The 23,011-nt window shown below is 70.6% G+C and carries 24 protein-coding genes; all 24 read right to left on the bottom strand.

What is annotated here, in order from left to right; genetic code table 11:
• Nucleotides 1-14: 14 nt before the first annotated feature.
• Nucleotides 15-785 (bottom strand): NADH-quinone oxidoreductase subunit J, encoded by a 771-nt coding sequence (locus ACLQ27_RS15110; RefSeq protein WP_357573544.1) that lies wholly within the window; start codon nucleotides 783-785, stop codon nucleotides 15-17.
• Nucleotides 782-1,423: an NADH-quinone oxidoreductase subunit NuoI gene (gene nuoI / locus ACLQ27_RS15105; RefSeq protein WP_234584599.1), complete on the bottom strand. Its 642-nt coding sequence runs from the start codon at nucleotides 1,421-1,423 to the stop codon at nucleotides 782-784. Before nuoI ends, ACLQ27_RS15110 begins: the two co-directional genes overlap by 4 nt.
• A 1-nt stretch (nucleotide 1,424) precedes the next feature.
• Nucleotides 1,425-2,777 carry an NADH-quinone oxidoreductase subunit NuoH gene (nuoH, locus tag ACLQ27_RS15100; RefSeq protein WP_234584602.1) on the bottom strand — a complete coding sequence of 451 codons (1,353 nt, stop codon included), beginning with the start codon at nucleotides 2,775-2,777 and terminating at the stop codon, nucleotides 1,425-1,427.
• On the bottom strand, nucleotides 2,774-5,281 hold the full coding sequence (locus ACLQ27_RS15095) for an NADH-quinone oxidoreductase subunit G (RefSeq protein WP_357573546.1): 2,508 nt from the start codon (nucleotides 5,279-5,281) through the stop codon (nucleotides 2,774-2,776). Before ACLQ27_RS15095 ends, nuoH begins: the two co-directional genes overlap by 4 nt.
• Nucleotides 5,281-6,597: an NADH-quinone oxidoreductase subunit NuoF gene (gene nuoF, locus ACLQ27_RS15090; RefSeq protein WP_234584607.1), complete on the bottom strand. Its 1,317-nt coding sequence runs from the start codon at nucleotides 6,595-6,597 to the stop codon at nucleotides 5,281-5,283. Before nuoF ends, ACLQ27_RS15095 begins: the two co-directional genes overlap by 1 nt.
• A complete protein-coding gene (gene nuoE, locus ACLQ27_RS15085) occupies nucleotides 6,594-7,754 on the bottom strand; it encodes an NADH-quinone oxidoreductase subunit NuoE (RefSeq protein ID WP_425867216.1) in 1,161 nt (386 codons plus the stop codon). The genes nuoF and nuoE overlap by 4 nt, the downstream gene beginning before the upstream one ends.
• The gene (locus ACLQ27_RS15080) at nucleotides 7,751-9,076 is read right to left on the bottom strand and encodes an NADH-quinone oxidoreductase subunit D (RefSeq protein ID WP_234584613.1); all 1,326 of its coding nucleotides are present in this window, start codon (nucleotides 9,074-9,076) and stop codon (nucleotides 7,751-7,753) included. The genes nuoE and ACLQ27_RS15080 overlap by 4 nt, the downstream gene beginning before the upstream one ends.
• A 112-nt stretch (nucleotides 9,077-9,188) precedes the next feature.
• Nucleotides 9,189-9,926: an NADH-quinone oxidoreductase subunit C gene (locus ACLQ27_RS15075; RefSeq protein WP_357491199.1), complete on the bottom strand. Its 738-nt coding sequence runs from the start codon at nucleotides 9,924-9,926 to the stop codon at nucleotides 9,189-9,191.
• A 55-nt stretch (nucleotides 9,927-9,981) separates the two neighbouring features.
• Complete coding sequence (locus ACLQ27_RS15070; RefSeq protein ID WP_234584640.1) at nucleotides 9,982-10,659, bottom strand: NuoB/complex I 20 kDa subunit family protein; 678 nt, start codon at nucleotides 10,657-10,659, stop codon at nucleotides 9,982-9,984.
• Nucleotides 10,660-10,673: 14 nt separating this feature from the next.
• Nucleotides 10,674-11,039: an NADH-quinone oxidoreductase subunit A gene (locus ACLQ27_RS15065; protein ID WP_007454588.1), complete on the bottom strand. Its 366-nt coding sequence runs from the start codon at nucleotides 11,037-11,039 to the stop codon at nucleotides 10,674-10,676.
• 135 nt (nucleotides 11,040-11,174) lie between these two features.
• Nucleotides 11,175-12,452, bottom strand: a complete 1,278-nt coding sequence (locus tag ACLQ27_RS15060; RefSeq protein ID WP_234584654.1) for a geranylgeranyl reductase family protein — start codon at nucleotides 12,450-12,452, stop codon at nucleotides 11,175-11,177.
• A 139-nt stretch (nucleotides 12,453-12,591) separates the two neighbouring features.
• Nucleotides 12,592-12,816 (bottom strand): hypothetical protein, encoded by a 225-nt coding sequence (locus ACLQ27_RS15055; RefSeq protein WP_425867213.1) that lies wholly within the window; start codon nucleotides 12,814-12,816, stop codon nucleotides 12,592-12,594.
• Nucleotides 12,817-12,884: 68 nt separating this feature from the next.
• Complete coding sequence (locus ACLQ27_RS15050; RefSeq protein WP_357491203.1) at nucleotides 12,885-13,595, bottom strand: demethylmenaquinone methyltransferase; 711 nt, start codon at nucleotides 13,593-13,595, stop codon at nucleotides 12,885-12,887.
• Nucleotides 13,596-13,781: 186 nt separating this feature from the next.
• Entirely contained in the window at nucleotides 13,782-15,050 is a 1,269-nt protein-coding gene (locus ACLQ27_RS15045; protein ID WP_425867210.1) for an LPXTG cell wall anchor domain-containing protein, read from the bottom strand.
• A 203-nt stretch (nucleotides 15,051-15,253) separates the two neighbouring features.
• Nucleotides 15,254-16,456, bottom strand: coding sequence for a hypothetical protein (locus ACLQ27_RS15040; RefSeq protein ID WP_425867208.1), 1,203 nt, complete (start codon nucleotides 16,454-16,456; stop codon nucleotides 15,254-15,256).
• A 217-nt stretch (nucleotides 16,457-16,673) separates the two neighbouring features.
• Entirely contained in the window at nucleotides 16,674-17,864 is a 1,191-nt protein-coding gene (gene mqnC / locus ACLQ27_RS15035) for a cyclic dehypoxanthinyl futalosine synthase (protein WP_425867206.1), read from the bottom strand.
• A 75-nt stretch (nucleotides 17,865-17,939) separates the two neighbouring features.
• Nucleotides 17,940-18,350, bottom strand: coding sequence for a type II toxin-antitoxin system VapC family toxin (locus ACLQ27_RS15030; protein ID WP_357573552.1), 411 nt, complete (start codon nucleotides 18,348-18,350; stop codon nucleotides 17,940-17,942).
• A complete protein-coding gene (locus tag ACLQ27_RS15025) occupies nucleotides 18,347-18,625 on the bottom strand; it encodes a type II toxin-antitoxin system Phd/YefM family antitoxin (RefSeq protein ID WP_357573553.1) in 279 nt (92 codons plus the stop codon). Before ACLQ27_RS15025 ends, ACLQ27_RS15030 begins: the two co-directional genes overlap by 4 nt.
• 52 nt (nucleotides 18,626-18,677) lie before the next feature.
• The gene (locus ACLQ27_RS15020) at nucleotides 18,678-19,079 is read right to left on the bottom strand and encodes a hypothetical protein (RefSeq protein ID WP_357573554.1); all 402 of its coding nucleotides are present in this window, start codon (nucleotides 19,077-19,079) and stop codon (nucleotides 18,678-18,680) included.
• Nucleotides 19,076-20,185 (bottom strand): 1,2-phenylacetyl-CoA epoxidase subunit PaaE, encoded by a 1,110-nt coding sequence (paaE, locus tag ACLQ27_RS15015; protein WP_425867204.1) that lies wholly within the window; start codon nucleotides 20,183-20,185, stop codon nucleotides 19,076-19,078. Before paaE ends, ACLQ27_RS15020 begins: the two co-directional genes overlap by 4 nt.
• Complete coding sequence (gene paaD, locus ACLQ27_RS15010; RefSeq protein WP_357491211.1) at nucleotides 20,182-20,658, bottom strand: 1,2-phenylacetyl-CoA epoxidase subunit PaaD; 477 nt, start codon at nucleotides 20,656-20,658, stop codon at nucleotides 20,182-20,184. Before paaD ends, paaE begins: the two co-directional genes overlap by 4 nt.
• Nucleotides 20,655-21,380 carry a 1,2-phenylacetyl-CoA epoxidase subunit PaaC gene (gene paaC, locus ACLQ27_RS15005; protein ID WP_357491213.1) on the bottom strand — a complete coding sequence of 242 codons (726 nt, stop codon included), beginning with the start codon at nucleotides 21,378-21,380 and terminating at the stop codon, nucleotides 20,655-20,657. The genes paaD and paaC overlap by 4 nt, the downstream gene beginning before the upstream one ends.
• Entirely contained in the window at nucleotides 21,377-21,664 is a 288-nt protein-coding gene (gene paaB, locus ACLQ27_RS15000; RefSeq protein ID WP_234584771.1) for a 1,2-phenylacetyl-CoA epoxidase subunit PaaB, read from the bottom strand. Before paaB ends, paaC begins: the two co-directional genes overlap by 4 nt.
• The gene (paaA, locus tag ACLQ27_RS14995; protein ID WP_425867201.1) at nucleotides 21,661-22,740 is read right to left on the bottom strand and encodes a 1,2-phenylacetyl-CoA epoxidase subunit PaaA; all 1,080 of its coding nucleotides are present in this window, start codon (nucleotides 22,738-22,740) and stop codon (nucleotides 21,661-21,663) included. Before paaA ends, paaB begins: the two co-directional genes overlap by 4 nt.
• Nucleotides 22,741-23,011 lie beyond the last annotated feature (271 nt).

Below are 23,011 nucleotides of genomic sequence, written 5' to 3'. Positions count from 1 at the left end.
TGCACTCCTCGCGCTCACCTGTCGGTCCCCTTCAGCGTGGTCTCCTGCGCGGTCAGCTCGCGGACCGGCAGGATGTCCGGCGTGCTCCGCTCGGTGAGCCGGCCGTCCGGCAGCCGTGCCGGGGTGGCCACCGAGGAGGAGGTGGCGAAGACGCCGGGGCCCGGCTTGGGTCCGGGGTAGTTGCCCGGCGCGAAGCGCGCCCGCATGGTCGACACCTGGTCGACCTTGTCCTGCTTACGCCGCTCGATGTGCGCGAGCACCATGGCGCCGACCGCCGCGGTGATCAGCAGCGCCGAGGTCAGCTCGAACGCGAAGACGTACTTGGTGAACAGCAGCCGGGCGATGCCCTGCACGTTGCCTTCGGCATTGGCCTCGTCCAGGCCGACCGCAGTGGTCTTGTCCATGGCGTTGTAGACGGCGGTGCCGACCAGGCCGGCGAAGCCGAGCCCCAGCAGGATCGCGGCGACCCGCTGGCCGCGCAGCGTCTCGATCAGGGAGTCGGAGGCGTCCCGGCCGACCAGCATCAGCACGAACAGGAAGAGCATCATGATCGCGCCGGTGTAGACGATGATCTGCACCATGCCGATGAACGGCCCGGCCTGGAGCACGTAGAACACGCCCAGGCAGAGCATCGTGAGCACCAGCCAGAGCGCCGAGTGCACCGCGTTGCGGGCCGCCACCATCCCGATCGCGCCGATGAGCGCGAGCGGCGCGAGGATCCAGAAGGTGACCTCCTCGCCGCCGGACACACCGCCCGCCGCGGCCAGCACCGTAGACGTGGTCATGCTCCCTCTCCCTTGCCGGCCGCCGCGCGCTGGGCGGCCTGCTCGGCACCCGGGAACGTCACGCCGGGGTGCTCCTCGACCTGGTAGCGGCCGGGACCCATGGGGGACGTCTCGGCACCGGCGGAGGTGCCCGGGTTGTCCAGCGCGCCGACGTAGTAGTCCTTCTCGCTGTCGCCCAGTCGCATCGGGTGCGGCGGCTGCTCCATGCCCTCGAGCAGCGGAGCGAGCAGCTGCTCCTTCGTGAAGATCAGGTCCTGCCGGTTGTCCCGGGCCAGCTCGTACTCGTTGCTCATCGTGAGCGAACGGGTCGGGCAGGCCTCGATGCAGAGCCCGCAGAAGATGCACCGCGCGTAGTTGATCTGGTAGGTGCTGGCGAACCGCTCACCGGGCGAGAAACGCTGCTCGTCGGTGTTGTCGCCGCCCTCGACGTAGATCGCGTCCGCCGGGCAGGCCCAGGCGCACAGCTCGCAGCCGATGCACTTCTCCAGACCGTCCGGGTGCCGGTTGAGGATGTGCCGCCCGTGGTAGCGCGGCGCCGACACCGGCGGCTTGAACGGATAGTCGGTGGTGACGACCTTCCTGAACATGTGCGAGAAGGTGACACCGAATCCCTTGAACGTTCCGGTGATCGCGCCCACGTCACACCTCCCTGGAGTCCGAGCCGGCGACGATGTTGGCCGGCTCCCGCTCGGCGACCACGCGCGTGATACGCGGGCTCGGTGGTACCTGTAGATCCATCGGCGGCAACGGGAAGCTCCCGTACGGCCGGTTGTCGACCTGTTCCTGCGTCGTCGGCGTCGGCTGCGGCTTCCGACTCGGCCAGAAGAGCGTGGCGATCAGCGCGATGCCGGCCGGAATGCCGACCGCGATCGCCTTGCCCTTCCAGTCCCAACCCTCGATGGAACGCAGGCCCGACAGGACCAGGATCCAGACCAGGTTGATCGGCAGCAGCACCTTCCAGCCGAAGCGCATGAACTGGTCGTAGCGCAGCCGAGGCAGCGTGCCACGCAGCCACACGAAGACGAAGACCAGCGCGATCACCTTGCCGAAGAACCAGAGCATCGGCCACCAACCGGAGTTGGCGCCCTCCCACAGCGTGATCGGCCACGGCGCCCGCCAGCCCCCCAGGAACAGCGTGGTGGTGACCGCGGACATGGTCACCATGGCGACGTACTCGCTGAGCATGAAGAGCGCGAACTTCAGCGAGCTGTACTCCGTCATGAAGCCGGCGACCAGCTCCGACTCGGCCTCGGGCAGGTCGAAGGGCGCGCGGTTGGTCTCGCCGACGGTGGCGATGAAGAAGATGATGAAGCTGGGCAGCAGCAGGATCGCGTACCAGCCCGGCGCCGGGATCTCGTAGCCGCCGATGGTCAGTCGGGTCGCGTCACCCTGGGCGGCGACGATCCCGCTCGTGCTCATCGTGCCGGCCGTCATGAAGACGGCCACGATGGAGAGTCCCATGGCGACCTCGTACGAGATCATCTGGGCGCTCGACCGCAGGCCGCCGAGCAGCGGGTACGTCGAGCCGGAGGCCCACCCGCCCAGCACGATGCCGTAGACGCCCATCGAGGAGCAGGCCAGCAGCAGCAGCACCGCCACCGGCACGTCGGTGACCTGCAACGGCGTGTGGTGACCGGCGATGCTCACCATCGGGCCGAACGGCACCACCGACAGGGCGGTGACCGCGCAGATCACCGAGATCGTCGGGGCGAAGAAGTAGACGACCTTGTCGGCCGCCTTCGGCAGGATGTCCTCCTTGAAGGCCATCTTGAGGCCGTCGGCGAGGGTCTGCAGCAGGCCGAACGGGCCGACCTGGTTGGGGCCGGGCCGCACCTGCATATAGCCCACGACGCGCCGCTCGAACCAGACACCGAGCAGGGTGGCCAGCAGACCGAAGGCGAACGCGAAGACGATCTTGCCAAGGACCAGCCACCACGGATCCCGACCGAAGTCGGCGAGCGTCGGGTCCTGGGCCAGGAGTGACGGTGTCACTGGTTACCCCCAGTGTTGAGCAGCGGACCCGGGAGACCGGCCTCGTCCGCCGCGACCCGCCCGGCCGGAACGGTAGCGCTCGGTGCGGGAACGGAGATCCGGACGACCGTGCCGGATGCCGCCCCGAGGCTGCGCCGCACTGTCGAACCGGGTGAGTTGGTCGGCAGCCAGACGACGCCGTCCGGCATCTCGGTCAGCTCCGCCGGCAGGGTCAGCGCCCCGCGGTCGGTGCCCACCGTGACCGCGTCCCCGTCGGCGACACCGAGCGCCTCGGCGGTGCCCTTGCCCAGCCGGACGACCGGCGGGCGGGCGGTGCCGGCGAGGTGCTCGTCGCCGTCGGTCAGGGTGCCGAGGTCGACCAGCTGGTGCCAGGTCGCCAGCACTGCCTCCCCGGCACGCGGGTGCGGCACCGTCCCCGGCGACACCGACGGTGCGGACGGCCGGGACGTGCGCGTGGCCGGCAGCGAGCCCAGCTCGCGACGCACACTCGGCACGTCGGCGGTGCCGAGCCGCACGTCGAGCAGGGCGGCCAGCGCGTCGAGCACCCGGCCGTCGGTCATCGCGGCCGTGTTCAGCACCGCCTCGAACGGACGCAGGCGGCCCTCCCAGTCCAGGAAGCTGCCGGCCTTCTCGACCACCGGCGCCACCGGCAGCACCACGTCGGCCCGGCGGGTTACCGCGCTCGCGCGCAGTTCCAGGCTGACCAGGAACGGCACCGCGTCCAGAGCGGACTCGGCCAGCCGCGGGTCGGCCAGGTCGGCCGGGTCGACACCGCCGACCACCAGCGCACCGAGCTGCCCGTTGGCCGCCGCCGCGAGGATGCCGTCGGTGTCCCGACCGGCCTGGCTCGGGATCACCCCGGCCGGGATGTCCCACGCCTCGCCCAGCTCGGCCCGCGCCGCCGGCTCGGTGACCAGTCGGCCACCGGGGAGCAGGTTGGGCAGGCAGCCGGCGTCGACAGCGCCGCGGTCACCCGCGCGCCGCGGCACCCAGGCCAGCTTCGCGCCGGTACGCCGGGCCACGTCGGCCGCGGCGGAGAGCCCGCCCGGCACGGTGGCCAGCCGCTCACCGACGATGAGGATCGCGCCCGGGGCGCTGAGCGCCTCGGTGACCGTGGCGTGCTCGGCGAGCACGCTGGCCTCCTCGCCCGGCACGACCCGGGCCAGCTTGGCGCCGAGCTTCTCCAGGCCGCGGGTGGCGAACGGCGCCAGCGCGTACACCGTCAGGGTCTTCTTGAGGTACGCCTTGCGCAGCCGCAGGAAGAGGATCGGGCACTCCTCCTCCGGCTCCAGGCCGACCAGCACCACCGCCGGCGCGTTCTCCACGTCGGTGTAGGTGACGTCGGTGACCCCGGCGACCGAGCTGGCCAGGAAGTCGGCCTCCTCGCGGGAGACCGGCCGGGCCCGGAAGTCGATGTCGTTGGTGTTCAGCGCGACGCGGGCGAACTTGGCGTACGCGTACGCGTCCTCGACGGTCAGCCGACCGCCGGTGAGCACCGCAGTGCCCTGGCCACCCTCGCGGGCCGCGTGCAGCCCCTCGGCGGCCCGGGTCAGCGCCTCACTCCAGGACGCCTCCCGCAGCTCACCGGTGTGCTCGTCGCGGACCAGCGGGTTGGTCAGGCGGTCGGCGGCGCGGGTGTACTGGAAACCCCAGCGGCCCTTGTCGCAGTTCCACTCCTCGTTCACCGCCGGCTCGTCACCGGCGAGCCGGCGCAGCACCTTGCCGCGCCGCCAGTCGGTGCGCTGCCCGCAGCCGGCCGAGCAGTGCTCGCAGACGCTCGGGCTGGACACCAGGTCGAACGGGCGGGCCCGGAACCGGTACTGCGCGCCGGTCAGTGCGCCCACCGGGCAGATCTGCACGGTGTTGCCGGAGAAGTAGGAGTTGAACGGCACGTCACCGGCGTCACCCTCCTCGCCGTACGCGTCGTCCCGGTAGATGTTGATCTCCTCGGCGGACGACCGGCCCATCAGGTCGATGAACTTGTCGCCGGCGATCTCCTCGGAGAACCGGGTGCAGCGCTGGCACAGCACGCACCGCTCGCGGTCCAGCAGCACCTGGCTGCTGATCGCCATCGGCTTCTCGTACTCCCGCTTGTGCTCGTGGAAGCGCGAGTCGGTGCGGCCGGTGGACATCGCCTGGTTCTGCAGGGGGCACTCGCCGCCCTTGTCACACATGGGGCAGTCCAGGGGGTGGTTGAGCAGGAGAAGCTCCATCACCCCCTCCTGCGCCTTCTTGGCGACCGGCGAGGTGAGCTGGGTGCGGACCACCATGCCGTCGGCGACGGTCTGGGTGCAGGAGGCGACCGGCTTGCGCTGCCCCTCCACCTCGACCAGGCACTGGCGGCACGCGCCGGCCGGGGCCAGCAGCGGGTGGTCGCAGAACCGGGGGATCTCGGTGCCCATCTGCTCGGCGGCCCGGATCAGCAGCGTCCCCTTCGGGGCGGTGACCTCGACGCCGTCGATGGTGAGCGTGACGGTTTCGGTCTGCTTGGCTACGTCGGTCATCAGTGCGCCCCTACCAGGGTCTTCTCCGACAGCTTGGGTGCGGTACGTCCCTCGATGTAGTCGAGGTAGTCCTGCTTGAAGTACTTCAGCGACGAGGTCACCGAGCTGGTCGCACCGTCACCGAGGCCGCAGAACGAGCGGCCGAGGATGTTGTCGCAGGTGTCCAGAAGGGTGTCCAGGTCCTCGTGGGTGCCCTGACCCGAGAGGATCCGCCGGTAGACCCGGACCATCCAGTAGTTGCCCTCGCGGCACGGGGTGCACTTGCCGCACGACTCGTGGTGGTAGAACTCCAGCCACCGGTACGTCGCGTAGACCGGGCAGTCCTGGTCGGAGAAGATCTGCGTGGCAGTGGTGCCGAGGATCGAGCCGGCCGCCGCCACCCCCTCGAAGTCCAGTGGCACGTCCAGGTGCTCGGCGGCGAGCAGCGGGGTGGACGAGCCGCCCGGGGTCCAGAACTTCAAGTTGTGGCCGGGCTGCATGCCACCGGCCAGCTCCAGCAGTTCGCGCAGCGTGATGCCCATCGAGCACTCGTACTGGCCGGGGTTGTTGATGCGGCCGGAGAGCGAGTAGATCATCGGACCGGAGGACTTCTCGGTGCCCATGGTCTTCCACCAGTCGGCGCCACCGAGCACGATCGGCGGCACGCTGGCGATGGTGCCGACGTTGTTGACCACCGTCGGGCTCGCGTACAGGCCGTGGGTGGCCGGGAACGGCGGGCGCAGCCGGGGCTGACCCCGGAACCCCTCCAGCGAGTCCAGCAGCGCCGTCTCCTCGCCGCAGATGTACGCCCCGGCGCCGGAGTGCACCACCAGCTCCAGGTCGTAGCCGCTGCGCAGGATGTTCCGGCCGAGGTAGCCCTTGTCGTACGCCTCCTGGACCGCGTTGCGCAGCCGGCGCGCGGCGTGCACCGCCTCGCCCCGGATGTAGATGTACGCGCGGCTGGCCCGGATCGCGTACGACGCGATGATCACGCCCTCGACCAGCGCGTGCGGGTCGTGGGTCATCAGCGGCAGGTCCTTGCAGGTGCCCGGCTCGCCCTCGTCGGCGTTGACCACCAGGTAGTGCGGCTTGCCGTCGCCCTGCGGGATGAAGCCCCACTTGAGGCCGGTGGGGAAGCCGGCGCCACCGCGACCGCGCAGACCGGAATCCTTGATCAGCTGGATCAGGTCGTCCGGGTGTGCCTTGAGCGCCTTGCGCAGCGCGGCGTAGCCGTCGAGCTGCTCGTACGTGCCGATCCGCCAGGCGTCCGGCGACAGCCAGCGCTTGGTCAGCACCGGCGTCAGCTTGGCCAGCGTCTCCGGGCGGGGAGTGGTCACTTCTGGGCCCCCGTTTCGCTCGCGTCCGCCGATCCGGCGCCGTCGGCGTCCGTCCCGGCCTTCGCTTCGGTGAGGTTGCGCTCCTGCGCCCCGGCTTCGTCGCCGGCGGGCTTGCCGTCGCCGGCCGGCGGGTTGGCCGCCGCGCCGGCGGCCTCGGCCGACCGTGCGTCGCCAGCTTCGGGCGCCGTGCCGGTGCCGTCCACCGGAACCTTGGTGCCAGGAGCGTCCGGCACGGCCGTGCCCGCGTCCGGCTGCCGGGTCTCGGCGGTACGCACCTGCGGCGACTTGTCGTCAGGTGCCTTGACGTCGCGTGCGGTGCTGCCGGTGGCGGCCTCCGGCTTCGCCGGCTCGGCGACCCCGGTCGGGGCGGACGCCCCGTCGCCACCCTTTACCGGTGCCGCGCTGGCCTCGGCGGGCGCCGGCTTGGCGGCCTCCGCCTTCGCCTTCGCCTCGGCGGCGGCCTTGTCGGCCTCGGCCTTGCTGCGGATCGGGGTGTTCGGGTCGAAGCCCGGCACCGAGACGTTGTGCTCCTGCGCCAGCCGCAGACCCTGCAGGGTCGGCTCGCCCGGCCCGCCGTCGGCTACCGCGCCGTCGCGCTCGTCGGCGAAACCGGCGAGCTGCACCGCCATCTCCTTGAGCGTGCAGAGCCGCGCCCCGCGCGTCGGCATCGGCCGGCCACCCGCGCGCAGCTCGTCGACCACGCCGACCGCCGTGGACGGGTCCACGCCGTCGAAGAAGTCGTAGTTGACGGTCATCACCGGGCCGTAGTCGCAGGCCGCCAGGCACTCGGCGTGCTCCAGCGTGATCGTGCCGTCCGCGGTCGTCTCGTCGTGCCCGACACCCAGATGCTCGACGAGGGTGTCGTAGACCTCCTGGCCGCCCAGCACGTTGCACATCGTGTTGGTGCAGACGCTGACCAGGAAGTCACCGGTGGGCTTGCGCTTGTACATCGTGTAGAAGGTGGCCACCGCGCCGACCTGGGCCTTGTTCAGCCCGAGCACCTCGGCGCAGAACGTGACCCCGGCCGGGGACACGTACCCCTCCTGGGACTGGACCAGGTGCAGCAGCGGCAGCAGCGCCGAGCGGGACCGGTCCGCCGGATAGCGGGCGATGATCTCGCGTGCCCGCTCCCGCGTCTCTTCGGTGAAAACACTCATCGGTCACAACCACCCATCACGGGGTCCAGCGAGGCGCCGCCGGCGATCACGTCGGCGATGAGGCCACCCTCGGCCATCGCCGGGAGGGCCTGGAGGTTGACGAAGCTCGGCTCCCGGTAGTGCACCCGGTACGGCCGGGTGCCGCCGTCGGAGACCGCGTGCACGCCCAACTCGCCGCGGGGCGCCTCGATGGCGACGTACACCTGGCCGGGCGGAACCCGGAAACCCTCGGTCACCAGCTTGAAGTGGTGGATCAGCGACTCCATCGACTGACCCATGATCTTCGCGACGTGCTCCAGCGAGTTGCCCATGCCGTCGACGCCGATGGCGAGCTGCGCGGGCCACGCGATCTTGCGGTCGGCGACCATCACCGGGCCCGGCCGCAGCCGGTCCAACGCCTGCTCGACCAGCTTCATCGACTCGCGGATCTCGGCGAGCCGCACCTGGTAGCGACCCCACACGTCGCCGTCGGGGTGGGTCGGCACGTCGAACTCGTACGTCTCGTAGCCGCAGTACGGCATGGTCTTGCGCAGGTCCCAGGCGAGCCCGGCCGAACGCAGCACCGGACCGGTGATGCCGAGCGCCACGCAGCCGGTCACGTCCAGCACCGCGACGTTCTTCGTCCGCTCGAGCCAGATGGGCTGACCGGAGAGCAGGTCCTCGTACTCCTTGAGCTTCTTCGGCATCATCTTCAGGAACTCGCGGATCTTGACGATCGCCTCGTCCGGCACGTCCTGCGCGACACCGCCCGGGCGGACGTACGCGTGGTTCATCCGCAGGCCGGTGATGGTCTCGAAGATGTCGAGGATGTACTCCCGCTCGCGGAAGCCGTACAGCATGATCGAGATCGCGCCCAGCTCCATGCCGGTGGTGGCCAGCCAGACCAGGTGCGACGAGATCCGGTTGAGCTCCATCATCAGCACGCGGATGGTGGTGGCCCGCTCGGTGATGTCGTCGGTGATGCCGAGCAGCTTCTCGACCGCGAGGGCGTAACCCGTCTCGTTGAAGATCGGGGCGAGGTAGTCCATCCGGGTCACGAACGTCGAACCCTGGACCCAGTTGCGGTATTCGAGGTTCTTCTCGATGCCCGTGTGCAGGTAGCCGACGACCGAGCGGGCCTCGCGGACCGTCTCGCCCTCCAGCTCCAGGATCAGTCGCAGCACCCCGTGCGTGGACGGGTGTTGCGGACCCATGTTGACCACGATCCGCTCGTCGTTGATCGGGTCGGTGCCCGAGACGACCGTGTCCCAGTCCCCACCGGTGACGGTGAAGACCCGACCCTCGGTGGTCTCGCGTTCGGTCGCGTAGTTCGACGTGGTCACAGCACCGGCCTTCCGTTCGCGACTGGGTGGTCCCCTGCCCGCGACTGCGGGGCTCGCTCCGCTCGCTCCTCGCGCGGGCGGATGGGGCGCCGACCTGCTGCACTCCTCGCGCTCACTGGTACGACCTCCTGCGGTCCGGCGGCGGGATCTCGGCGCCCTTGTACTCGACAGGCACGCCACCGAGCGGGTAGTCCTTGCGCTGCGGGTGGCCCTCCCAGTCGTCCGGCATGAGGATCCGGGTCAGGTTGGGGTGGCCGTCGAAGACGATGCCGAACATGTCGTACGCCTCCCGCTCCTGCCAGTCCGCGGTCGGGTAGATGGCGGTGACGCTGGGCAGGTGCGGCGCTTCGACGGAGACCGCGGCCTCCAGCCGGATCCGACGCCGGTAGGTCATCGAGGTGAGCAGGTAGACCACGTGCAGCCGGCGCTCGTCGGCGCCGAGGTAGTCCACCCCGGACACCGAGGAGCACAGCTCGAAGCGCAACGCCAGGTCGTCCCGCAGCACCTGGCAGACCTCGGCGATCCGCTCCGGGCGGACGTGCAGGGTCAGCTCGCCCCGGTCGACGACCACCTTCTCGATCGCGTCGCCGAAGGCCGGGTACGCCTCTTCGAGAGCGTCGCGGACCTCGTCGAAGTAGCCCCCGTACGGGCGGGACGCCTCCTCGATGGGCTGGCGCTGGCGGACCAGGCCGCCGTAGCCGGACACGTCGCCCGTGCCCTGGTTGCCGAACATGCCGCGCCCCGCCGGGCTGGACGGCGGGTACTCGGCCGGGGCGGTGCCGCTGGCGCCGGCCGGGGTGACCGGCACCGGCACACCCCCGTCGTTGGTCCTGTCGTTCGGTGCGGTCACTGCGCCTGCCCTCCGTTCGCGCCTGCGGGGCTCCGCTTCGCTGCACTCCTCGCGCTCACTTGGGGCCCCGCTGCGCGTGAAGGTGGTTCTGGGCGTTCATCCAGTTCTCGATCCGCAACTGCTCCTCGCGCCCCTCGCGGACCGCCTGGGTCCACTCGGCACGCCGGGCCTTGTCGTTGCGGTACGAGGACGGCATGGAGCCGTACGGCACTACCGGAACGTCGCCGCGCTCCTGGCGGGCCGCCAGCATCTTGCGACCGTTCGGGCCCAGCGGCTCATACATGATCTTCTCGCGGAGCTTGAGGATCGCGTCGATGAGCATCTCCGGCCGGGGCGGGCAGCCGGGCAGGTACATGTCGACAGGCACGACGTGGTCGACGCCCTGGACGATCGCGTAGTTGTTGAACATGCCGCCGCTGCTGGCGCAGACGCCCATGGAGAGCACCCAGCGGGGCTCGGCCATCTGGTCGTAGATCTGGCGCAGCACCGGTGCCATCTTCTGGCTCACCCGGCCGGCCACGATCATCAGGTCGGCCTGCCGGGGCGAGGCCCGGAAGACCTCCATGCCCCAGCGACCCATGTCGTAGTGCGGACCACCGGCGGCCATCATCTCGATGGCGCAGCAGGCCAGGCCGAAGGTGGCGCCCCACACGGACGACTTCCGGGACCAGTTGACCAGCTTCTCCACCGAGGTGAGCAGGACGCCGGCGGGGAGCTTCTCCTCGATGCCCATCTGACGTTCCTTCCTCAGTCCCAGTCCAGGCCGCCGCGCCGCCACACATAGGCGTACGCGACGAAGACCGCGACGATGAACAGGACCATCTCCACGAAGCCGAAGATCGGCAGAGCGTCGAACGAGACCGCCCAGGGGTAGAGGAAGATGATCTCGATGTCGAAGACGATGAAGAGCATCGCCGTCAGGTAGAACTTGATCGGGAACCGGCCGCCGCCGACCGGCTGGGGGCTGGGCTCGATGCCGCACTCGTAAGCCTCGAGTTTGGCCTTGTTGTATCGACGTGGACCGGCGAAGCGGGCGGCGCCGACAGAGAACAGCGAGAACGCCGCGGCGAGGGCGAACAGCCCGATGATCGGTGCGTAAGGCGAGAGCGACATCGTTTTCTCCTGCTCGTCCTTCCCTGCCCTCGGTGCTTGACGAAAATCACACTATTCACGTCCCTCGCGGTGGCTGCCGGCGGGGGTCGATCTTTGTCGGCGTCGGGGCTGTGACCAGCACCGATGCCGTCCTACTTACACAGCTGGCGCGGCTTTCGTCATCGCGTTGATGACCCGGTCCATCGCGTCCCCACCACGGGGGTCGGTCAGATTGGCCAACAGCTTGAGCACGAAACGCATCAGCGTCGGGTGCGGCATGCCGTGTTTGGTGGCGATCCGCATGATCTCGGGGCGGCCGATCAGCTTCACGAAGATGCCGCCGAGCCGGTAGTAGCCGCCGAGGCGGGCCTTCAGCTCGTTCGGGTACGCCATCAGGGCCCGCTCGCGCTCCGGCCCGGCGGGACGCGCGAGGGCCTGCACCGCCACCTCCGCGGCCAGCTCGCCGGACTCCATGGCGTACGCGATGCCTTCGCCGTTGAAGGGGTTGACCATCCCGCCGGAGTCGCCGACGAGCAGGACGCCGCGGGTGTAGTGCGGCACCCGGTTGAAGCCCATCGGCAGCGCGGCGCCGAGGATCGGACCGTCGGCGTTCGCCTCGTCGGTCATGCCCCAGTCGGCGGGCGTGTTCGCCAGCCAGTCGGTGAGCAGCCGGCGGTAGTTGGTCTTGCCGAACGCGGACGACGAGTTGAGCACGCCGAGGCCGACGTTGACCCGACCGTCGCCGAGGCCGAAGATCCAGCCGTACCCGGGCAGCAGGTTGTCGCCGCTGTCCTTGCTGCGCAGCTCCAGCCACGACTCCAGGTAGTCGTCGTCGTGCTTGACCGGGGAGTGGTAGTAGCGGCGGACGGCCACGCCGATCGGCCGGTCCTCCCGCTTGGCAAGCCCGAGCGCGAGCGGGAACCGACCGGAGACCCCGTCGGCCGCCACGACCAGCGGGGCGTGGAAGGTGGCGGGCTCCTTGCCGGGCCCCACCTCCGCCTCGACGCCGGTCACCCGGCCGTCGCCGTCGAGCACCGGGCCCAGCACGTTGACGTTGGTCCGCAGTTTGGCGCCGGCCGCCACCGCCCGCTGGGCGAGCAGGTCGTCGAAGTCCAGTCGGGTGCGGACCAGGCCGTAGTTGGGGAAGCTGGCCAGCTCGGGCCAGTCCAGTTCCAGCCGTACGCCGCCGCCGATCACCCGCAGGCCCTTGTTGTGCAGCCAGCCGGCCTCGGGCGAGGTGTCCACGCCCATCCGGATGAGCTGGCGCACGGCGCGCGGGGTCAGCCCGTCGCCGCAGACCTTCTCCCGGGGGAACTCGGTCTTCTCCAACACCAACACCCGTACGCCGTGCCGGGCCAGGTGGTACGCAGTTGCCGATCCACCGGGACCGGCGCCAACGACGATGACGTCGGCGTCGTGTTCCACCGCGGTCATTCGCGCCTCCTCCCGCACGCTCGTGAAATGCTTCACAAGCCAGACGGGACGAGTGTATGACCGGCGTCATACCTGCGCAGGATCAGGGGTACCTAACTCGCCGATGTGACACTTGGCGACCGTCCACAGCAGGCGACTGTCAGGCCGTTCGGGAGGCGTCCAGGCCCGCGTCGACCCGGATCGCCTCCGGCAGATGCTCTCGCAGGGCGCCGCCCGCCGCCCGGTCCAGCGCGGCCAGCACCTCGGCCACCACCTGCCGGACGTCCGCCGGATCCGCGCCGGCCAGCGCGCGCAACTGCGCGATGAGTTCGGCCGCGTCGTCGTCGGTGGCGGCCACCGGGTCCGCCGGCTCTGCTCCGGTCATGCCGACGAGCGTACGGGGCAAAGTGGACTAAAGTCGGATATTCCTGAAACGTGTGACCGTCTCGTGTGCTACTGACGGACGCCCCGGTGCAGCGCGACCACGCCGCCGGTCAGGTTGCGCCACGCCACCCGACCCCACCCGGCCGCCGCGACCCGCCCGGCCAGCGCGGCCTGGTCCGGCCAGGCCCGGACCGACTCGGCCAGGTAGACGTACGCCTCGGGGTTGCTCGACACCGCGCGGGCGACCACCGGCAGCGACCGCATCAGGTACGACAGGTAGACCGTCCGGAACGCCGGGTTGACCGGGGTGCTGAACTCGCACACCACCAGCCGTCCACCCGGCCGGGTGACCCGGGCCAGCTCGCGCAGGGCCGCGTCGGTGTCGTTGACGTTGCGCAGAGCGAAGGAGATGGTCACCGCGTCGAAGCTCGCGTCGGCGAACGGCAGTCGCAGCGCGTCCCCGGCCAGGAGCGGCACCTCGGGCCGGGCGCGCTTGCCCGCGTACAGCATGCCCAGCGACAGGTCGACCCCGACCGCGTACGCCCCGGACTGGGCCAGCTCGCGCGTCGAGACGCCGGTGCCCGCGCCCACATCCAGCACCCGCTCGCCCGGCCGCAGCCCGAGCGCCGCCCGGGTGGCCCGACGCCAGGAGCGGTCCTGGCCCAGCGAGATCACGGTGTTGGTCAGGTCGTAACGCTCGGCCACGCCGTCGAACATCGCGGCGACCTCGTGCGGCTGCTTGTCCAGACTGGCGCGCTGACCCTGCGGTGTACGGCTCACCCGCCCCACTCTGCCAGCCACGTTCAAGCCCTCGGCCGCTGGGTCCGCGTACCCCCGTGGCGACCGGAAGCGTCGACGCGGCGGACGACCGCGGCCCGGCATGCGTGAGGGCGGGGTGGTCGCCCACCCCGCCCTCGCGTCGTGCCTACGTCAGATCGTGCCCACGCCCGTCAGCTCGTGCCGACGTCAGTCGGTCGACTTCTCGTCGCCCGGGGCGACCAGGACGACCTTGCGCCGGCGGGAGAGCACCAGCAGCGCCCCGCCCGCGAGCAGGATCAGCCCGCCGATGCCGCCGATCAGGCCGGCCTGCACACCGGTCACCGGCAGCCCACCGCCACCGGAACCACCGCCACCGGAGGTCGGCGACGTGGTCGTGCCCGGCGTCGTCGTGCCGCCCGGCGTCGGAGTAGCCGTCGGGGTCGCCGTCGGCGTCGGCGTGGCTGTCGGGGTCGGGGTCGGGGTCGGCTGCGCGCTCAGGTCGACGAAGACGTCGAACTGCGCGGTGTTGTCCACCTCGTCGGTCTCGGTGAACGCCCGGCGCTGCGCGCTGGAGGCCACCTTCGGCTGCTCCTCGGGGCTACCCTCGGCGGCCTCCAGGCCGGCGGCCCAGAGGAAACCGGGCCGGAGCACCGGCTCGGTGACGTCCGCGCCGACCTTCACCCGCACGTCGGCGGTGTAGAACTGCCCCGGCTTCAGCACCACGCCGGTGTCCTCGCAGTACGCGTTCGCGAACCCACCCAGCGGCTGCTCGACGCAGCCGTCCGGCAGCTCGGCGAAGGTGACGCCCGCCGGCAGGGTGATGCCGTACGCGACGCCGGTCGCCTTGCGGCTGCCGTCGTTGTAGACCGCCCAGTCGAGCGGAGCGGTCGCGCCGAGCTTGACCGGCTTGAGACCGGACTCGCCGGCCTCGTCGCCGTCCACCGTCACGTCGGCGTAGACGTCCTGCACCCAGGTGGTCAGGTCGTAACCGGGCTTGGCGACGGTGATGTCGTGCCGCACGGTGTTGTCACGCGGATTGGGGTCGGCGGTGGCCGAGCTGATGCTGACCACGAGCGTGCCGGCGTCACCGCGACCGCCGGTCGAGAAGATCGGGATGCCGAAGTCCTCGGTGGTGCCGGCCGCCAGATCGCCGAGCAGGCAGGTGAAGGTCGTGCCGGTGAGGTCGCACCCGACCGGGGTGAGCACGCCGACCTTGCGGTTCTTCAGGCCCTTCGTCTCCACGGTGACCCGGACGTCCTTGGCGTCGACAGTGCTGCGGGTGTTGTCGACCTGAAACTTGAACGGCTTCGCCTTGGCCGCCTTGACGCCCTGGGCCAGCTCGTAGCTGAGGGGCACCAGGGCCAGGTCGGCCTGGTCGGCGGCCTGCGCCGGGGCGGCAACGGTGGCCAGGCCACCGGCCGCGAGCAGTGCCACGACGCCGACACGAGCCAGCGTCGAGCGGTGGAAGGCTGTCATCAGTCCCCCGGGGGGTAGGGAAGAAAGAATGGGTTGCGGAACGAGCGGACGTTATCGAAGGTCAAACTCCCCCGCCAGCCTGGGCGATGAAGTTCAACCGTCCGGACTGGACCGGGCAAACGGTACGGGCGGGATGGTCACCCATCCCGCCCGTACCGCCGTGCGTTATATGAACGGCCCGCCTGGGCCGATGGAGGACCTTCTCAGGCGGTCGGCCTCTCGTCGGCCGGCGCCACCAGGACCACCCGACGCCGCCGGGCGATCAGGAACATCACACCACCCGCGAGCAGCACGGCCACGCCGATTCCACCGATGAGACCCGCCTTGGCGCCCGTCACCGGGAGGCCGCCGTCGCCGCCGCCGGTGCCGCCGCCGCCGCCGGTGCCGCCCTTGGCGGCCACGAGCACCGCGTACGCGTCGGTGTTGTCGGTGTCGTCGATGTCGCGCACCGCCGTGGCCTGCGCGGTCGTGGCGGCCTTGAGGAACGACGGGAGAGCCGACTTCCGGGCGGCGAGGTTGGCGTTGGTCGCCGGCAGTTGGCCGATCGCGGCGACGGTGCCGTTGCCCCCCTGGAGAGCGACCGGCGCCTTGACGTTCGCGGCGACCTTGACCGGGAAGACGCCCACGAGAACATCCTGCGGCCCCAGCTGGATCAGCGGTGCGGGGCAGTTCGCGATCCGGCGGTCCGGCGAGTACGTGCACTCCCGCAGGTCCTCAGTGAAGGTGACGCCGTTCGGCAGGGTGAGGTCGAGCTTGACGCCGTCGGCGATCACGTCGCCCTGGTTGATGATCTCGACGAGCACCTCGGTCTCGGTGCCGGGCGTGAGCAGCGGGGGCTGCTCCGACGGCGAGACCTGGAACTTGACGTCCGGCACGACGATGCCCATGTCGACGCCGCTCTCGTCGGTCAGCACGAGGTCGGCGGACGCCGCGTTGTTGCCCGGCGTGGTGTCGTCCTCGGATTCGAGCGCGAACGTGAGCGGAGCCGTGTACGGCAGCTCAGCGCCCTGCTCGGCCTTGAACATGATGATCGGGATCTCGATGGTCTCACCGGGAGCGGGGACCTCGTCGTCCTGGATGCGGCAGGTGATGTTCACCGGACGCTCGGCGCCGTCGATGGTGCACGGCGTGTCGGCCAGCGGCACCACCTCGACGCGGTCGAAGTCAACCTTCGAGACGTCGAGCTTGATCAGGAAGTTGCTCGGGGTGCCGGGCCCGTTGTTCATGATCTTGGCAAACGCCACCTTGGCCTCGGCGCCCGCCGCGACTTTGGTGCCTGCCAACGCGACCGACAGGTCGGTGGGGGTGCCGGCGGCGTGCGCCGGGACCCCAAAAGCGGTGAGAGCGCAGGACGCGAGGAGCGCCGCCGCGCCGAGCCGCGCCAGCGGCCGGTTACGGTAGATCATGAAGGGTCCGCCCGTGAGTGAAGGATGGGTTCGGGCGGGGACGTTAGCGGGCCTCGATCAACCCCGCAGCCCCGAACCCGGCTTATCCGGGCGCGGCGGCGCGAGCGAATCGAGAATTGTCCAGATTGATGGCGGCTGTGGCCCCCGATCGGCGGCAGCCGTCGGGGCAACGTTCACCCAATCGATACCTGTGGACCTGGCCCGATCACCCGAACGGTCAACGGGCGTCGACAAGTGGCAGCGATTTCCCGGCGCCGCCGCCGGGCAGCGCGATCGAGGAGAAGTGCGAGACCACGCGCTCGTCGGTCGGGTCGTCGGCAGGCGTGTGGTGCACGGCGAGCCGGTTGTAGAGGGTGTCCCGCTGGGCCGGGATCCGGTCGGCGGAGCGGATCATGCCGATCAGCTCGTGCAGGTTGGAGCGGTGCCGGGCGCCGGCCGAGGAGATGACGTTCTCCTCCAGCATGATCGAGCCGAGGTCGTCCACGCCCATGTGCAGCGACAACTGCCCGACGTCCTTGCCGGTGGTCAGCCAGGACGCCTGCAGGTGCGGCACCGTCTCGAAGAAGAGCCGGGCCACCGCGACCAGGCGCAGATACTCCAGCGTGGTCGCCTGGGTGCGGCCCTTGAGGTGGTTGTTCTCCGGCTGGTACGTCCACGGGATGAACGACCGGAACCCACGGGTGCGGTCCTGCACGTCGCGGATCATTCGCAGGTGCTCGATCCGCTCGGCGTGCGTCTCACCGGTGCCCATCATCATGGTCGCGGTCGACTCGACGCCCTGCCGGTGGGCCAGCTCCATGACCTCCAGCCAACGCTCACCCGACTCCTTGAGCGGGGCGATGGCCCTGCGCGGGCGCTCGGGCAGCATCTCCGCACCGGCGCCGGCGATGGAGTCCAGGCCGGCGGCCTTGATCCGGGCGATGGCCTCGTCCAGGCTCACGCCGGAGACCTTGGCCATGTGCAGGATCTCGCTCGGCCCGATCGAGTGGATGACGAGCTGCGGGTACGCCTGCTTGACCGAGGAGAACAGCTCCTCGTAGTACTCGACGCCGTAGTCCGGGTGGTGGCCGCCCTGGAGCATCACCTGGGTCGCGCCCAGCTCGACCGCCTCGCCGCAGCGACGCAGGATCTCCTCGGTGGGGTGGGTCCACCCCTCGGCGTGCTTCGGCGCCCGGTAGAACGCACAGAACTTGCACGCCGTCACGCAGACGTTCGTGTAGTTGATGTTGCGATCGATCAGGTACGTGACGACGTTGTCCGGGTAGCGCCGCCGGCGCACCGCGTCCGCCGCCTCGCCCAACGCGTGGAAGGGCGCCTCGGTGTAGAGCAGCAGGGCCTCCTCGGGCGTGATCCGCCCGCCGTCCGCGCCACGCTGCAGGATGTCGTCGATCTCCCGGCTCACCGTCACGCCCCCGAGCCTACGTCGCCCGCTCAGCCGCCGGCACGCCCCTCCGTGACCGGTGACGAGCGCCCCAGGACGGTGTCAGTCCATCCCCGGACTCGCCACCGGAAGCCCGACCCCTTTCGCCGCGTCCAACAGGCGACGGTCATACGTGACGAAGGCGGCGAAGTCCGAGCCGGACTGCGCGGCGAGGATCTCCGCCGTGGCGAGGTGGATGGCGTCGAGGCTGCGCAGCAACGGATCGCGATAGGCACCGGCCGCAGCCCGGACGGAGGCGTCGATCTCCACCCGGTACAGACGGGACAGCGCCCCGGGCACGCCCACCAGAGCCAGGGGGGCCGACCGACGCAATGCCCTCGGCACCTCGACCTCGACCAGCGCGGACGCGACGAGAGACATCCCGGACCGCTCGTTCAGCCACGCGATCAACTCTTCGGTCGCTGGCTCACGTCGAAGCAACTTGATGATCGCCGCCGAGTCGAGGTAGATCACCAGCGTTCTTCCTCGCGGGCGGCGGCGAGCCCAGCAGCCACATCGACATCAGGGTCACCGAGCACCGGAGGCAGCGGCAGGGGCCCACCGTCCGTCGGCGCGGTCGCCCGTCCTTCGGCGACGAGCCGGGACAGCAGAGCACCACCGGCGACGATCGGAACCAGCCGGGCGATCGGCTCGCCGCGATCCGTCACCTCGACCGTCTCGCCGGCACGCACCCGAGCCAGCACCCTACTGGTGTGCTGGTTGAGCTCTCGAACAGCTACCTGTTCCACGCGACGAGTGTAGTACGACCTGTTCTACACGTCACGCCTCGTAGTCGGAGCGTCAGCTTTCGCGCACCTGGACGTGTATGCCGTACGCGTCCCGCAGATCCGCCGCGAGCGTCGGACCCGCCCACGCCAGCACGTGCGCCTCCCACCACTGCCGTTCGTCCGGCCCCGGCATCCGCTGCTCGGAGAGCACCGCTCGGAACCGCTCGTCCGCCGCCTCTATCCGCTCACGCACCCAGCCCATCTGCGGAAAGCCGAACAACCTCTCGTCGGTCAGCACGTTCTCGATCGCGTGCCGGACGCTCAGGTCGAACCGGTACTCCTCGAGAATGTCGTCGTAGCCGTCCTCGCAGAACCCGACGAACTGCTCCCACCCCTGCACGTAACCGGTTGGACGGCGCCCCCCGGTGACCTCGGCGAACCGCTCGACGAACTCCCGGTCATTCGGCGTCCTCACGCGTCGTAGTCCACCGTGAGCCTGTCGGTGGTCGGGCTGGACTGGCAGGTCAGCACGTAGCCGGCGGCCAGCTCGTCGGGCTCCAGGGCGTAGTTGCGGGCCATCGTGACCGCCCCGTCGACGACCTTCGCCTTGCAGGTCGAGCAGACACCACCCTTGCAGGCGTACGGCAGCTCGCCGCGCACCTTGAGCGCGGCGTCCAGCACCCGCTCCTCGCGGCCCATCGTGAAGCTCGACGACCGGCCGTCGAGCACGATGGTGACGTCCGTCCCGGTGCCCGGCTGGTCGGCGGGGCGGGCCACCGGCTCCGGTGGCGCGTCGACGTGGAACAGCTCGGTGTGCACCGCCGACTCCGGCAGCCCGCGCGCGGTCAGCACGTCGCGGGCGTCGACCACCATGCCGTACGGGCCGCAGAGGAACCACTCCTCGATGACCTCGCCCGGCACGATGGTGCCCAGCAGGCGCTCCAGCCGGTCGGCGTCGATCCGCCCGGACAGCAACGGCGACTCACCCTGCTCCCGGGACAGCACGTGCACCAGGTGCAGTCGGGTGGGGTAGCGGTCCTTCAGGTCGGCCAACTCCTCGGCGAACATGACCCGGTTGGCCGTGCGGTTGCCGTACACCAGGGTGAAGGTGCTGGCCGGCTCGACGGCCAGGGCCGTCCCGACGAGCGCGAGCACCGGGGTGATGCCCGAGCCGGCGACGACCGCGCCGTAGTGCCGCACCCGGTCCGCCGCGAACGCCGTGGTGAAGGTGCCCAGCGGCGTCATCACCTCGACGGTGTCGCCGCGGCGCAGCGCGCCGCAGGCGAACGCCGAGAACGCGCCGCCGGGAATCTCCCGCACCCCGATCCGCAGCCGGCCGTGCCGGGCCAGGTCGTCGAGGGTGGAGCAGATGGAGTACGACCGGCGCACGTCGTCGCCGTCGTCGGTCACCCGCCGCACGGTGAGGTGCTGACCGGCGCGGAACGCGAACGCCTCCCGCAACTCCTCCGGTACGTCGAAGGTGACCGCTACCGAGTCGTCGGTGAGCCTGTCGACTGCGGCGACGGGCAGCGGGTGGAAGGCCGGCCGGCGGCGGACCGGGCGGGAGATGGTGACTGTCACAGCGCCTTCAGGTGGTCGAAGGGTTCGGAGCAGGAACGGCAGCGCCACAACGCCTTGCACGCGGTCGAGCCGAACCGGCTGACCTGCTCGGTCTCCGGCGAGCCGCAGAGCGGGCAGCGGACCGCGAGGGTCAACGCCACCACGCCCGGGGCGGGCACCGGCGACGGCGGGGCGATCCCGGCGGCGGCCAGCTTGGCCCGCCCGACATCGGAGATCCAGTCGGTGCTCCACGGTGGGCTGTAGACCGTCCGCACCTCGGCGTCCGGATAACCGGCCGTGGCCAGCGCGCGCCGGACGTCGGCCCGGATCACGTCCATGGCGGGGCAGCCTGTGTACGTCGGGGTGATGGTGACGGTGACCCGTCCACTGGCCCGGTCCTCCTCGACCGCACGCAGGATCCCCAACTCGTCGATGGTGATCACCCGGATCTCCGGGTCCACCACGCTCGCCGCCGCCAGTCGCGCGTCGGTCACCACTGCGCCCCGGGGTGCGCGCGGTGCAGCACCTGCATCTCGGCCAGCAGGTAGGACAGGTGCTCGGTGTGCACGCCCTTGCGCCCTCCCGTCGGCGCCCAGCCGCGCTCCGGGCGGGTGAGCGTCGCCTCGGCCAGCACCGGGCCGACGGTCTCGTCGAACGCCGCCCGCAGGCCCGCCGGGTCGACCGGCGCCGCCGGGTCCGCGGCGAACAGCTCGTGGGTGTACGGCCAGACGTGGTCGACGGCGTCCTGCATCCGGCGGTGCGACTCCTCGGTGCCGTCGCCGAGCCGCCTGACCCACAGCGCGCCGTGGTCCAGGTGGTACGCCGACTCCTTGCGCGCCTTCGCTCCGATGGCGGCCAGCCGCTCGTCCGGGCAGGACGCCAGCGCGGTGTAGAGCGGCAACTGGTACGCCGCGAGGAAGAACAGCTTCGCCATGGTCACCGCGAAGTCGCCGTTGGGCAGCTCGACCAGCAGTGCGTTGCGGAACTCGCGGTCGTCACGCAGGTACGCCAGCGCGTCCTCGTCCCGACCTGCCGCCTCCAGCTCACCCGCGTACGACAGCAGCAGGCGGGCCGCGCCGAGCTGGTCGAGGGCGATGTTGGCGAGCGCGATGTCCTCTTCCATCTCCGGCGCGCGGGTCGTCCACTCGGCCAGCCGCTGTGCGGCGATCAGCGCGTCGTCACCGAGGCCGAGAGCGAAGGCGAAGGGGCCGTTCACAGGTGCGCCACCCCGTCCGGCACCTCGTAGAACGTCGGGTGGCGGTAGACCTTGTCGGCTGCCGGGTCGAAGAAGGAGTCCTTCTCGTCCGGGCTGGACGCGGTGATCGCGCCCGCCGGCACCACCCAGATCGACACGCCCTCCTGTCGGCGAGTGTAGAGGTCGCGGGCGTTGCGCAGGGCCAGCTCGGCGTCCGGGGCGTGCAGGCTGCCGACGTGGGTGTGCGACAGGCCGCGCCGCGCCCGCACGAAGACCTCCCACAGAGGCGAGTGCTCGTTGCTCACGCGGCCACCTTCTCCCTCTTGTCGGCCCGCTTGGCGGCGTACGCCGCGGCGGCCTCGCGTACCCATGCGCCGTCGGCGTGGGCGGCCCGGCGGTGCGCCATCCGCTCCCGGTTGCACGGCCCGTTGCCCTTGATGACCTGCATCAGCTCGTCGTAGTCGGGCTGCGTGTAGTCGTACGCCTGCCGTTCCTCGTTCCAGCGCAGGCCGTCATCGGGGATACGCAGCCCGAGGATCTCCGCCTGCTGGACGCACATGTCGACGAAGCGCTGCCGCAGGTCGTCGTTGGAGAAGCGCTTGATCTTCCACGCCATCGACTGGGCGGAGTGGGTGGAGTCGCCGTCCGGCGGGCCGAACATGGCCAGCGACGGGTACCACCAGCGTTCCACCGCGTCCTGGGCCATGGCCTGCTGGGCCGGGGTGCCGTGCGCCAGGGTGTGCAGGATCTCGTAGCCCTGGCGCTGGTGGAACGACTCCTCCTTGCAGACCCGGATCATCGCTCGCGCGTACGGGCCGTAGGAGCACCGGCACAGCGGCACCTGGTTGACGATCGCTGCGCCGTCCACCAGCCAGCCGATCGCGCCCACGTCAGCCCAGGTCAACGTGGGGTAGTTGAAGATCGAGCTGTACTTCTGCTTTCCGTCGAGCAGCAGCTGGACCAGTTCGTCGCGACTGATACCGAGGGTCTCGGCGGCGGCGTAGAGGTAGAGGCCGTGGCCCGCCTCGTCCTGCACCTTGGCCAGCAGGATCGCCTTGCGCTTGAGCGAGGGCGCCCGACTGATCCAGTTGCCCTCCGGCTGCATGCCGATGATCTCCGAGTGGGCGTGCTGGGCGATCTGCCGGATCAACGTCCGGCGGTACGCCTCGGGCATCCAGTCGCGCGGCTCGATCTTCTGCTCCGCGTCGACCACCTCGGTGAAGTACGCGGCCAGGTCCTCGTCCGGTGCGGGGCCGCCGCGGCGCTCGCGCGCGGCGGCGGCACGCAGCTCCGCCTCGGCGGCCTCGACCTCGCCGAGCAGGCCGGCGCCGGGCGCGTCGTCCGGTGCATCGCCAGGGGCGGAGAAGTCGTTGCCATACATGCGGACAAGTGTTACAGCTTGCGCCTCGATGCACCAGGGGGTGTAACAGGAAACCCGAATGACGTTCCGTCACCGATGGGCAGTTCCTGGCTACGGGTCGTGACCCCGGCCTGTATGACTTGGGTCACGGGGAGAAGATGAAACCCCTCAGAAGCCGCATACCAGCGGGATTTTCCACCGATTTCGCACGTTGCCTGGTGTCGAACTCTGGTGCCCGGCCTGTCCGGACGTAGACTTCTGCCGGTCACACGATCGGCTGCCCCCACGCCGT

Origin of the sequence: Micromonospora sp. DT63, assembly GCF_049841615.1 — a bacterium.
GTDB lineage: Bacteria > Actinomycetota > Actinomycetes > Mycobacteriales > Micromonosporaceae > Micromonospora.
Note: the sequence above shows the minus strand (reverse complement) of the source record. Positions and strands in the feature narration are given on the sequence as shown.

What these genes read in the sequence shown, in the direction of transcription:
- ACLQ27_RS15110 (WP_357573544.1), bottom strand. Translation starts at nt 785, where the DNA reads ATGACCACGTCTACGGTGCTGGCCGCGGCGGGCGGTGTGTCCGGCGGC.
- ACLQ27_RS15095 (WP_357573546.1), bottom strand. Translation starts at nt 5,281, where the DNA reads ATGACCGACGTAGCCAAGCAGACCGAAACCGTCACGCTCACCATCGAC.
- nuoE (WP_425867216.1), bottom strand. Translation starts at nt 7,754, where the DNA reads ATGAGTGTTTTCACCGAAGAGACGCGGGAGCGGGCACGCGAGATCATC.
- ACLQ27_RS15070 (WP_234584640.1), bottom strand. Translation starts at nt 10,659, where the DNA reads ATGGGCATCGAGGAGAAGCTCCCCGCCGGCGTCCTGCTCACCTCGGTG.
- ACLQ27_RS15065 (WP_007454588.1), bottom strand. Translation starts at nt 11,039, where the DNA reads ATGTCGCTCTCGCCTTACGCACCGATCATCGGGCTGTTCGCCCTCGCC.
- ACLQ27_RS15060 (WP_234584654.1), bottom strand. Translation starts at nt 12,452, where the DNA reads ATGACCGCGGTGGAACACGACGCCGACGTCATCGTCGTTGGCGCCGGT.
- ACLQ27_RS15055 (WP_425867213.1), bottom strand. Translation starts at nt 12,816, where the DNA reads ATGACCGGAGCAGAGCCGGCGGACCCGGTGGCCGCCACCGACGACGAC.
- ACLQ27_RS15045 (WP_425867210.1), bottom strand. Translation starts at nt 15,050, where the DNA reads ATGACAGCCTTCCACCGCTCGACGCTGGCTCGTGTCGGCGTCGTGGCA.
- ACLQ27_RS15040 (WP_425867208.1), bottom strand. Translation starts at nt 16,456, where the DNA reads ATGATCTACCGTAACCGGCCGCTGGCGCGGCTCGGCGCGGCGGCGCTC.
- paaA (WP_425867201.1), bottom strand. Translation starts at nt 22,740, where the DNA reads ATGTATGGCAACGACTTCTCCGCCCCTGGCGATGCACCGGACGACGCG.